General features: G+C 43.5%; 11 protein-coding genes. 5 read left to right on the forward strand and 6 right to left on the reverse strand.

The genetic code is table 11. The features are described 5' to 3' along the window. Positions 1–27 precede the first annotated feature (27 nt). Positions 28–492, forward strand: a complete 465-nt coding sequence (locus MTF66_RS22310) for an energy transducer TonB (RefSeq protein WP_248528820.1) — start codon at positions 28–30, stop codon at positions 490–492. Positions 493–577: 85 nt separating this feature from the next. Next, positions 578–823: a DUF3297 family protein gene (locus tag MTF66_RS22315; protein WP_171037140.1), complete on the forward strand. Its 246-nt coding sequence runs from the start codon at positions 578–580 to the stop codon at positions 821–823. Between the two features lie 60 nt (positions 824–883). On the opposite strand, the gene MTF66_RS22320 is transcribed toward MTF66_RS22315, so the two are convergent. The 3 genes from MTF66_RS22320 to MTF66_RS22330 are packed head-to-tail and all read right to left on the reverse strand — an operon-like array spanning position 884 to position 2,298. Next, entirely contained in the window at positions 884–1,285 is a 402-nt protein-coding gene (locus MTF66_RS22320) for a MerC domain-containing protein (RefSeq protein ID WP_054563008.1), read from the reverse strand. 45 nt (positions 1,286–1,330) lie between these two features. Continuing rightward, on the reverse strand, positions 1,331–1,798 hold the full coding sequence (locus tag MTF66_RS22325) for a Fur family transcriptional regulator (RefSeq protein ID WP_248528822.1): 468 nt from the start codon (positions 1,796–1,798) through the stop codon (positions 1,331–1,333). Then, complete coding sequence (locus MTF66_RS22330; RefSeq protein WP_248528824.1) at positions 1,795–2,298, reverse strand: DUF2796 domain-containing protein; 504 nt, start codon at positions 2,296–2,298, stop codon at positions 1,795–1,797. The genes MTF66_RS22325 and MTF66_RS22330 overlap by 4 nt, the downstream gene beginning before the upstream one ends. A gap of 138 nt (positions 2,299–2,436) precedes the next feature. On the opposite strand from MTF66_RS22330, the gene MTF66_RS22335 reads away from it, so the two are divergent. The 3 genes from MTF66_RS22335 to MTF66_RS22345 all read left to right on the forward strand — a co-directional run bounded on the left by MTF66_RS22335 (position 2,437) and on the right by MTF66_RS22345 (position 9,627). Continuing rightward, a complete protein-coding gene (locus MTF66_RS22335) occupies positions 2,437–4,851 on the forward strand; it encodes a TonB-dependent receptor domain-containing protein (RefSeq protein ID WP_248528826.1) in 2,415 nt (804 codons plus the stop codon). A 28-nt stretch (positions 4,852–4,879) separates the two neighbouring features. Then, on the forward strand, positions 4,880–6,253 hold the full coding sequence (locus MTF66_RS22340) for a 5-methyltetrahydrofolate--homocysteine methyltransferase (protein WP_248528828.1): 1,374 nt from the start codon (positions 4,880–4,882) through the stop codon (positions 6,251–6,253). 158 nt (positions 6,254–6,411) lie between these two features. Beyond that, complete coding sequence (locus MTF66_RS22345; protein ID WP_248528830.1) at positions 6,412–9,627, forward strand: S41 family peptidase; 3,216 nt, start codon at positions 6,412–6,414, stop codon at positions 9,625–9,627. A gap of 67 nt (positions 9,628–9,694) precedes the next feature. On the opposite strand, the gene MTF66_RS22350 is transcribed toward MTF66_RS22345, so the two are convergent. From MTF66_RS22350 to MTF66_RS22360, 3 genes are read right to left on the reverse strand one after another with little or no spacing between them, the layout of a single operon-like run. Beyond that, positions 9,695–10,033, reverse strand: coding sequence for a low molecular weight protein tyrosine phosphatase family protein (locus MTF66_RS22350; RefSeq protein WP_248528832.1), 339 nt, complete (start codon positions 10,031–10,033; stop codon positions 9,695–9,697). Between the two features lie 8 nt (positions 10,034–10,041). Next, complete coding sequence (gene prfH / locus MTF66_RS22355) at positions 10,042–10,680, reverse strand: peptide chain release factor H (RefSeq protein WP_248528834.1); 639 nt, start codon at positions 10,678–10,680, stop codon at positions 10,042–10,044. Continuing rightward, a complete protein-coding gene (locus tag MTF66_RS22360) occupies positions 10,677–11,828 on the reverse strand; it encodes an RNA ligase RtcB family protein (RefSeq protein ID WP_248528836.1) in 1,152 nt (383 codons plus the stop codon). Before MTF66_RS22360 ends, prfH begins: the two co-directional genes overlap by 4 nt. Positions 11,829–11,912 lie beyond the last annotated feature (84 nt).

Raw genomic sequence — 11,912 nt, forward strand, 5'->3', positions numbered from 1 at the left:
TAAAAAACAAACAAGTTAAGGAAAACTATGTATAAATCACTTTTAGCATTAACGCTCGTATGCGCATCAATCAGCTCATTCGCAAACCCTGATTTATCACGTAAATTTCCATTTGTTGATATTCAAGCGCAGGTACTCGATACCACTACAGATAAGCCTAGCTGGCAACGGCTGCCACCAATGCACCATGTACAATACCCGACAGGGCTGCTAAATCGACAAGGCAGTGGCTGCGCTATTGTCAATTTTCAGGTAACGCCAGAAGGCAATGTGAAAAACTTAAATATTGAAAATTCAGCACCTAAGCGCTTTAGTAAAGACGTTAGAAAGGCAGCAAGGCAAATAGTGAGAGACTGGCAATGGCCAGAGCGCATGGGTGAACAAGTGATTGAGTTAACCATGCGTTTTGACTACTGCTTAACGCACGACTTCGATAAAAAGAGTGAAGCCGTTGCCATGTGTGTTGAGCATTCAGTACAAGCCTGCGAGTAAACAATAAATTTGCCGTGTAGATACTTGAGCCAATGCCAGCTATTGCCTACAATGGCGCACAATTTATTCAATGCAGATCGCAACTATGACTGATACACAAAAACCAGAATTACCAAACCAACTTTCTATCAATCCACGTAGTAAATTTTATGTGGAAGAAGTTTTCGAGCATGAAATTGGTGTAAAACTTAACGGCAAAGAGCGTTTTGACGTTGAAGAATATAATATCAGCGAAGGCTGGATCAAAGTCGCTTCTCCAAAAGCCCTTGATCGCCGCGGCCAACCTTTACTATTAAAAGTAAAAGGCACTGTAGAAGTATTCTACAAGTAATTCAGTTTTGCTGAATTAGCTTGTTGGCCAACACAATGGTTGGCCAACAAGTTTATATCTTTACGAGCTTAGACACTCAGCCCCTCGTTTTTTCCCACACAAGCGAAAGTTAAACCAATGCCCGGTGACGACAAAGAGCGAACCCAATAAAGTAAGTACTTTTTCGCCAGCCTCACCAATAACATTTTCGCCAAGCAGCACCGCTGCAGACAACAACACCAGCCCTGCACCACCTAGCATCAATAATCGATAACGTTTATGTTTTTTACACCCTAAAAATAGTGCTAATAAGCTGCTTGGCAGTACCGCAACTAACATCCAAAAATGAAATTGCTCGTTACCTAAACCCAGTGCTGCAGCACTTGGTAATAAAACCAATAACACAGGCACAGCTAAACAGTGAATAGCACACATAGCTGATAACCCGATGGCAAACTTGTCCATTATTTCTTGTAATTTCACTGAATAATTCCTACAAAATTGAACACATGAATTATAAAAAGTGCATCAAGCAAGTTTTGCTCGGCACTCATTGCATACTCCCAACATTTCAAATTGCTTTGTTTGTGAGGTAAAACCTGCATCATCAAAATGAGGGAAAAGCTTTGCAACGTCACTCTGTGAAACCGCTAAAGTCTCAACTTTTTGGCAGTGACGGCAAATCAAAAACAAAGAAGTCTCACGCTTAAAAACCTCACTGTCGGTACCGTAAGCGATATACTTGTTAGCACTATTAAGCCTGCGAACAAGGTTTACCGACTCCAAAAAGCTCAAGATTCGATAAACAGACATAACAGATACACTTGAACTTGTGCGCAGCTTGTAGCAACTGGCCAATTCGTAGGCCGATAACGGCACGTCTGTGGTTAGTAATATTTGCAGTATTTGCTTGCGCTGAATGGTGAACTTTCTGCCATGCTCAAGGCAAACCTGCTTCGCTTTATTAAGTGTGCTGGTTAATCGCTGTTTATTCATAGCGACCACTCAATGTAAGGTTTTGTTGCTGTCAGCTCTGCTATCCCTTGCGCTTGCTCTGTGATCCACTGTGCTTCGATAACAGATATTGCTTCAGCCCATGCAAATAAAGTAACAGTGACTTTAGAAACGGGCTTATCACAGCTAAACGAGTATTCAACTTCTAAGTCTTGATGTGCATGATGAGTGTGATGCTCAAATGGGTTTTCAAAATTTGCTTGAGTAAGCTTACATTCGCCGTTAAATGTCACTAGCTGCTGTGAATTTGCTAATTGGGCTAACGTTTGTTTAATGGTTTGCTTTTGCTCAGCTGTCTCGGGCTGATGCTCAAAGCCAAAAATATCTCCAGCCGGTAAAATGAACTTAACCTGCCACTTGTCTTGATCATGAACCACAAAAAGCACTCCCTCACCATGTGAATGATGATGGTGTTGATGCCCTTGAGCTGAAAAAATACATCCAACCATAAAGCATATCACCGCTAATTTTGCTGCTTTCATAACCCCAATCACTCCATTTACCTCACTTTAAACATGCTGTTATAAAAAAGAATAAAACTCATTCGTCGATTCACACTTGATACATTATAACAATTAAAGCACAATTGATACATTATAACATATCTACAATGGTGAATAATGAATAACATCTCAAGAGTGGCTGTCGTCATAGCAGCGTTATTACCAGCCAGTGTTTTGGCACAATCAATCAAAGGCGTTGTTTTAAATAACCAAGGTAAAGCGGTGGCTAATGCCACAGTTGACCTTGAAGGGTCTGATCAAAAAGTAACAACTAACGACAAAGGTGAGTTTGAAATCAGCGGCTTAAATAACGGCTTAAAAGAGCTACATATTTCAGCGCCAGGTTATGCTCACTTACATCGAGATATCACACTTGCCAATGACCAAGACCACAGCGCAACCTTTAATCTAAAGCGCTCACCGATTGAAGTGATTGATGTTGAAGCAACGCCGATTCATATGTCGGCAATGGAATCTGCCTCACCTGTTAGTGTGTTATCTGGCGAACAATTAAGACGCCAACAAGCATCAACGCTTGGCGATAGCCTCGAAAAGCTGCCGGGCGTTAACACAAACTTTCATGCCAAAGTTGCCAGTACGCCTGTGATCCGTGGTTTGAGCGGCCCACGTGTTTTAATTACGCAAAATGGCTTAGATGTAAGTGATGTGTCACGTGTTGGCCCTGATCACTCAGTGGCATCGGAAGCATCAACAGCGCAGCAAATTGAAGTATTGCGTGGCCCAGCAACTCTTTTTTATGGCAGCGGTGCAATTGGTGGTGTCGTCAACGTAGTTGACAGCCGAGTACCAACAGATAGCACAACACGTGGTGAATGGAATCTAGAACATAACTCTGTAGATGAGCAAAAAGTTGCTTCGTTTAATGCCACCACAGGAACAGAGTCATTTGCCTTTTATGCTGATGCATTCTGGCGTGAATCAGACGATTACGAAGTACCTGTTGCCGCCGATATTGACGACACAGAGCACAGCTCAAAGTACGTAGTAGAAAACAGTAATGAAGACTCAGATGGCTTTACTGTTGGTACTAGCTACTTATTTGAGCAAGGTTACCTTGGTGTTGCGGTTGAGCAATTTAACCGCCAATACGGTATTCCTGGCCATACTCATGGTGAAGAAGAAGAGCATGATCACGAAGAAGAGCACAGTGAAGAAGAAGCCGTTTTTGCTGACCTTGAACAAACCAAAGTCCAGCTACTTGGTGAATACAATATCGACAGTGAGTGGCTAAGCAAAATTAACTTACGTGCAGGCCACACTGATTACGAACACGCTGAAATCGAGCACGGTGCTGTAGGCACCACTTTCAAAAATGAAACCAATGAGCTGCGCGTTGACATTCTGCATAGCCAATTTAATGAGTGGAATGGTGGCGTTAGCTTTCATTACAAAAAAAGTGATGTAGAAGCACAAGGCTCAGAAGCATTCACCCCACCTTCTGTTACTGAAAGTATTGCTTTTGCAATTATGGAAGAAAAGCATTTTGGCGATTTTTTAGTGCAATTAGGTGGCCGTGTTGAGCGAGTTACTATTGATGCTAACAATGCGCTGTTACCTGAGATCGACGCCCATGCACATGATGAAGACGGTGATGAGCACGACCATGATCATGACCACGAAGAATCAAACTACACACGTGTATTTGATGTTGCCCAAGAGTTTACACCGGTAAGCTTATCAACAGGTGTAGTATGGGATTTTACACCAGGTTATAACCTAGGTTTATCGGTATCTCGTTCTGAGCGTGCTCCGTCTGCTTCTGAGCTATTATCTTTCGGCCCACACATTGGTACTGCAACGTATGAAGTTGGTGCGCTATTCGATACTCATGATGGTCATTTTGAGCTATCAGAAGAGGCTATCGACTTAGAAACAGCAAATAATATCGACCTGACATTCCGTAAAACAGAGGGTGATGTTGGCTTTATCTTCAATGCGTTTTACAACCAAGTAGATAACTATTATTACCAGATCAACACAGGCCTATACGCTGAAAGCGGTCATGATCACGACCATGGCGACGAACATAATCACGAAGAAGAGCACGATCATTCATCTGAACTACCGGTTTATTTATTTAAAACAGACGATGTGATTTTACATGGTTTTGAAGCGCAAGTTGCTTGGCAGCTAACCGACGAATTTAAAGTCGACTTATTCTCTGATTATGTACGCGCGCGTCTGAAAGACGGCGGAGATTTACCGCGTACTCCACCACTGCGTTTTGGTACTGAGTTTAGCTATCAAACCGAAAACCTAACGGCAAATATTCACGTTACGCGCTACCAAGAACAAGACCGCATAGCACAAGAAGAAACCACAACAGACGGCTATACCCTTGTTGATGCCAGCATTTCTTATGACTTATCGGTATTGAACCAAGACCTATCGCTTTATTTAAAAGGCACAAATTTAACGGACACAGAAGCCCGCGTTCATAGCTCATTCTTAAAAGATATTGCACCACGTCCTGGGCGTAGTTTTGCGCTTGGTGTTCGCGGCTACTTCTAAAACAAAATTACAAATAAAGGAAACCTACATGACACACTTATTTAGATTAAAACTATTGGCACTGGCAATTAGTAGCACCCTGATCACCGCATGTGGTGACGCAGAAACAAATATTGTTGAGAAAGACCCTATCGAGGTTCCTGACGACAGTGGTGATGACCATGATCACGATCATGATGACGGTTATACCATTGACTCAATGGGCCGTTTAGCGGTTTTAGCAGCTGATAGCAACGAAGCGAATATCTTTGATTTAGATGACGACTCACTACTAGAAACGTTTTCGCTTATCCATGATTCAAGCTCACTAAATGTTTCACCAAGCTACCGTTATGCAGTTATTGCTAACCGCAGCCAAGATTACTTAGGTTTTATCGATGGCGGTTTATGGCGTGAAGATCATGGCGAGCATTTGCATGATTATAAACAAGGCCCTGCATTTAGTGACTACGAGCTAACAACGGGCAGCCGCCCTACTCACATCGTTAAACATGATGGCCAAATGGCCGTGTTTTACGATGGTAATGCCGATGCAGGTACGGTTGCCTCTGTAGAAGTGTTAACCGATAACGACATTGCTAACGAAACCGCGACACTTGCTGGTATTCAGTACGACATCAATATGCATGGTGTTGCAGAGCCACGTGGCGAGCACCTAGTTGCAACATTACGTCGTGCTGATAGCGAAAGCACTTCAAACGCTAAAATCCTGCCGGATCAAGTGGGTGTTTTCCACCTTCATGACGGTGAATATGAGCTTGAACAAACATTTGAAGTTACTTGCCCAGATTTACACGGTGCAGCGCAAAACCATGATTATGTAGCATTTGGCTGTGGTGACGGTGTACTGGTAGCCCACCAACATGACGATGAATACCATGCAGAAAAAATCGCCAATATTGATGCTTTAGGTGATACACGTATTGGCACATTATATGGCCATGAAGGCAGTGAAAGCTTTATTGCAATTGCATCAGGTGTATTTGTAAGTGTCAATCCAAGTGAAGCTGAAATGGAAGTACTTGAGTGGCAACTTGATGAAGGCGCAAGTGCTGTATCTTACTCATTCTCAGCAAGCGGTGAGCACTTTTTAGTACTTGATAGCTTAGGCTATTTAAACGTGCTTGAAGCCCATGAGCACGACGGTCATATGCACTGGGAACTTGCCGGTAAAGTAGATATCACTGAAGAAGACGTAACAACAATGCAAGAGGATATGAACTTCAGCATGACTGTGTCACAAAATAGTGAGTTTGCTTACGTTGCTGACCCTATCGCTCAGCACGTACTAAAAGTACATATCGAAGATCTTGAAATTGAAGGTGATCTTGAACTGACTTTTGCACCAAGCGCCATCACTTGGTTAGGTATCGCAGAAGAAAGTGACGATCACGACCACTAAGAAGTTATGTTTTATGGTATGACATAGCTCGCAAAGGTTGGCATTTACTGCCAACCTTTTTTTATTCATATTTTGTAACAGACCTTTCATCGCAACTGCATCGCTATTTAAGCCTTAATGGTTATGATGTAACAGTTCCCAATATAGGATGTAATCCCATGAAAAAACTAACAACGTTGGCACTGGCCATGGCTGCGACACTGGCACCTTGGGCATCAGCTTACGAAACTAAAGACACGCGCTTACTGCGTTTTCCTGATATTCATAACCAAAATGTTACCTTTGTTTACGGTGGTGATATTTACATTGCTAATACGCAAACAGGCGAGAGCAAACGCTTAACCGATCATATTGGCTTTGAAACCTTCCCTAAGTTTTCACCTGACGGTAAACGCATTGCCTTTGCAGCAGAGTACAATGGCAGCCGCCAAATTTATGTAATTAACAGCGATGGTTCTGGCTTAAAACAACTGACTTACTACAACGATGTTGGCCCAATGCCACCACGCGGCGGTTTTGATTATCGTGTTCTCGATTGGACAGCAGATGGCAAAAATGTGGTGTTTCGTGCTAACCGCACACCGTGGGGTAAACGTATGGGTCGTCCATACATGGTGCCTGCTGACGGAGGCCTTGAGCAGCCTCTGGCTATTCCAGAAACCGGCGGCGGTATGCTTTCGCCAGATGGTAGTAAATATGTTTACACGCCAATTGACCGTGAGTTTCGTACTTGGAAGCGTACCCGTGGCGGTCGTGCACAAGATGTCTGGGTTTACGATCTAAAAAATAATACCTCAGAGCAGCTAACCACTAACCGCGCTACCGATCAGCAACCAACTTGGGTTGGCGACAATATTTACTTTGTATCTGACCGTGATTACACCCTTAACCTGTATCAATATCAAAAAGGCACTGAGCCTAAGAAGCTGACCAACCATAAAGACTTTGACGTACTGTGGCCATCAGCTGGCCCAAATGCTGTTGTTTATGAAAATGGTGGTTTCCTTTATCGCTTTGATCCAAAAACTCAAAAAAGCAGCAAGCTGAGCATTAACATTGCTGGTGTGCGTCAATACGCAATGCCGTACACAAAAAATCTGAGTGACTTTATCGACTCAATGTCGATTTCTCATGATGGTAAGCGTGCACTCTTTACTGCCCGTGGTGAGCTATTTAGCGTACCGGTTAAACAAGGCCCAACACGTAACTTATCTTACACAGCAAAAGGCCGCGAAATTGACGCAAGTTGGTCGCCAAATGGCCGTTATATTGCTTATATGAGCGATGAAAGTGGCGAATACGAAATTTACTTAAAAGACCGCAGTAAAAATAATGCCACCAAGCAGCTAACCAGCAACGGAACTATTTGGCGTTTTACACCAATTTGGTCACCAGATAGCTCAAAACTGTTATTTGCAGATAAAAACCACACACTCTGGTGGATAGATGTAAAATCAGGCAAACAACACAAAATTGATACCAGCATCTACGATGAAGAAGGCATTCGCCAGTATACTTGGTCGCCAAATAGCGAAGACATTGTGTATGTGAAAAACAATGAAAACCGCTATGCCTCGCTGTGGCACTACAGTGTTGATAAAAAGAAAGTGACTCGCTTAACGGATGAAATGACCAATGAGCAAAACCCAACTTTCTCTCCTGATGGTCAATACCTATACTTTAGTTCTGAGCGCGACTTTAACTTAGCCTTCAGCAGCTACGAGTTCGACTACATGTTTAATCGTGCAACGCGTATTTATGCCGCTGCCGTAAATGACAGCATCAAACCACTTATCGCACTACAAAGTGATGAAACAGCGATCGTCAGCGATAAACAAAAAGATGACGACAAGAAAGCGAAAAATAGCCTGCAAAGCAGTGACTTTATGCAGCGCGTTACCGCTTTAAATGCGCCAGCTGGAGATTATCGCGGTTTAACGGCAGTAAAAGGTGGCGTGCTAACACTGGCTAATGGCGGCCTACAATTGATAGGCACAGCTCACGACAGCGAGCTTGAAACCGTGGCTAAAGGGGTTCGTAGTTATACTATTTCGAGCAACGGTGAACATCTGTTAGTACATGCGGGTAACGATTACAGCTTAATTGAGCCTAAAGCAAAACAAGACCTAGCAGCGAATAAGCTTGATCTTAGTAACATGACCTTAAAAATTGAGCCGCAAATTGAATGGCAGCAAATGTATGTTGAAGGCTGGCGAACATTACGTGATTGGTTCTACGATGAAAACCATCACGGCCAAGATTGGGACGCAATTTTAGCTAAGTATCAACCTATGGCTGATGCTATCTCACATCGTAGTGACTTAGATTACATTCTCAGTGAAATCGCAGGTGAAATTAACTCAGGCCACATTTATGTGCAGTCGGGTGATATGCCAAAAGCAGAGCGTAAAAAGCACGGCTTATTGGGTGCAAAACTTGCCAGCGATCCATCTGGATACGTAAAAATTGAGCAAATCTTCCAAGGTGAAAACTGGCATGAAGACTTCCGCTCACCACTTGGCACAACAGGGGTAAAAGCACATAACGGCGACTACATCATTGCCGTAAATGGCCGCTCAGTAAAAGACGTCGCTAACTTCTACGAATTACTAGAGAACACTCAAGGTGAGCAAGTTGAGCTAGTCCTTAACAGTAAGCCGCGAAACAAAGGTGCATGGCAAGTTACCGTTAAGCCTGTAGCCAGCGAGCAAGGTTTGCGTTATTTAGACTGGGTTAACTCTCGTGCAGCCTACGTTGATAAGCTATCAAATGGCCGTATTGGTTATGTTCACTTACCAAATACAGCCTACGAAGGTAACCGCGCCATGTTCAAAAACTACATGCCGCAAACTACCAAAGACGCCATGATTATTGATGACCGATACAATGGCGGTGGCTTTATTCCTGAGCACATGATCACTTGGCTTGCCCGTAAACCGCTTAACTATTGGAAGCGCCGCGGTGTTGAGCCAACGAAAACACCACAATTTGCTCATGATGGTCCAAAAGCCATGCTGATCAATGGTTACTCAAGTTCTGGCGGTGACGCTATTCCTTACTACTTCCGCCAAGCGGGGTTAGGTAAGCTTATTGGTACCCGTACTTGGGGTGGATTAATTGGTATTTCGGGTAACCCAAGCCTAGTAGATGGCGGCCAAGTTATCGCGGCAACATTCCGCATTTTAGATAACGATGGCAACTGGATCATCGAAAACGAAGGTGTTACCCCAGATATCAAGGTTGTTGATCGCCCAGAGCTAATCTACCAAGGTAAAGATCCATCGATTGAACGTGCCGTAGAAGAGCTATTAAAAGAGCTAAAAGACAACCCGAAAAAGCCACTCACCGTGCCACCAGCACCGACTGACTTTTAATTCTTAACTGGTTGTTAAAAAGCAAAAAACCCCGCAGCAATGCGGGGTTTATTTTTAATTAAAAGAGCTATTCATCACCTTGTATATACAAGCAATCATCGACTGACTGCTTTAAAGTTTCAATGAGTGCCTCATCCATATATTGGTACTCATCGGGTATATCGAGTACCTGAATCGGCTTGTATTGTAATAAACGGCTAAACTGCGCTTTAAGGCGTTGTTTATGCTTATGTTCCATTACAAAAATTATATCTGCCCAATTAATATCAGCAGTTGTTACCGTGTGCCTTGCTCGTGGGCTTGTGCCTGCAGAGCGGGCTTTAATGCCATTGTATTGGTTGAATACCTTTTCTGCCGTTGGGCTACGCCACTGGTTACGGCTACATATAAACAGTAATCTTTCCATGTTATTTGCTAACCTTTTCCTTTGTGAGTCTGGCTAAATTCAGGGCCCTTAAACGTACGAATCGGATTACCCCGTTGCAGCTCATTGTGATGTTGCCACCGCGACTTTTGCTGCTGGCTTGCAGCCTGCTGAGCTTGCTCTGCCAGTTTTTGCATTAGCAAAGCTCGGGCTAAACGCTTATTCGTATGCTGACTTCGTTCACTCTCTACGCGAACAGTAATTCCTGTCGCAACATGGGTAGCACGAACAGCCGAATCAGTGGTGTTTACATGTTGGCCTCCCGCGCCACTTGCGCGGCATTGCTGAAAGCGGATCTCGCTATCAAATTTTTGCTCTGCTATTTCAAATATTTGACCGCCAAAGTACCAGTTTTTACGCTTATGCCTTGCTCTGAATGGGCTTTGACAAACCCACAACATCGAGCCATGCCATTGCTGCGCAAACTGTTTTAAAATTAGCGGCTCAGCACCAGTTAATTCAAGCAATACCGATTTGTAGCAGCATGAAAGTTCAGCTTGCTCTACTGCAAGAGTATTCACCTTAATAGCTAACGTTTTAGCATCATCCTCAAGGCGCTTAACAGCCATAGCAACCGCTTTACAACACTCTAAAGGACCCGTCCCTGACGATAATTGCACTAAGATCATCCGCATGCTCCTTGTGTTTTAAAGGTAAGCACAGGCTTTAATTTGGCAATTACAGTAACCAGCCCTGCCTCAACAAGGTCATCAATAACTGTTTGGCAGTCTTTATAAGCTTGTGGTGCTTCGTCATAAAGCAGCGTTTTATCATTACAGATCACCCTGCTACCAAACGCAGTGCGATATAAATCTTCCTTTTTAAACTTGTGACTCAAACGGCCTTGGCATTCTCCTCGCTTCCATTTGCGACCAGCGCCATGTGCAAGGGAGCGTAAGTTTACGTTTTGCTCAACCGTTGGCTTAACTAAGTAACTGTAATCACCGCGAGAGCCCGGGATCATAACAGCCCCTTGATCGCTGGGTGTAGCGCCTTTTCGATGTAACCAGCCAGCTTGTCCTGCAATCTGTGATTGACTTACAAGGTTATGATTTACATCTAAAACCTCTTCGCCACCAGCACGAATAGCTTGTAAAAAACGCCGTGCGATCAGCTCTCGGTTTAACTGAGCCCAGCGCAGTGCTTCGTCATGTTTAGCCATATAATCTGTAAAGGCACCACTTTCTACTTCAAGGCCATCATGGTTATGCTCTGCAATATGCTTAACTAAAATAGCTTGTCCTAACCCTCTAGAGCCAGAGTGCACCAATAGCTGCAATTGTTTAGATTGTAGGCCTAAAGCAAGTAACGCTTGTTGATCAAACACCTCTTCAATCGCCTGAAATTCAGCGAAATGATTGCCACCACCTATGGTGCCAAGGGCATTATCAAAACCAGTTTGTGTGATAGCTAGTTCATGTTTTCGCTCGCTAATCAATGTGTGCCAACTTTCATCTAGCGGCTGTTCAACATCGCTTAAGCGTTTTGCGAGCTTATCTACATTTAACTTGGCTAACTTAGTATTGGTTTGCCAAAGCGACATACCGCAGCCAATATCATTCCCCACTAAAGCGGGGTAAATTCTACCTTCTGTCAAAAAGGCAGCCCCAATGGGGTAACCTCGACCTGGGTGTAAATCGGGCATACCCGCTACAGCGTGCATACCAGGTAATTCAGAAGTTTTAATTAATTGTTGTATTGCTAGCCCTTCAATCCACGACTCTTTAGACGCAATAAGGCTAACGTTATCAGTAAGTTTTTGGACGGACTTGCCCATAATACCAATTCCTTTCTCTGCAATAGAAAAATGCTAACGAAAAATGATTTGGCAGGTCTTTGATTAATTGATCAGGCTTAGCTT

Source organism: Pseudoalteromonas sp. 2CM39R (assembly GCF_023161845.1).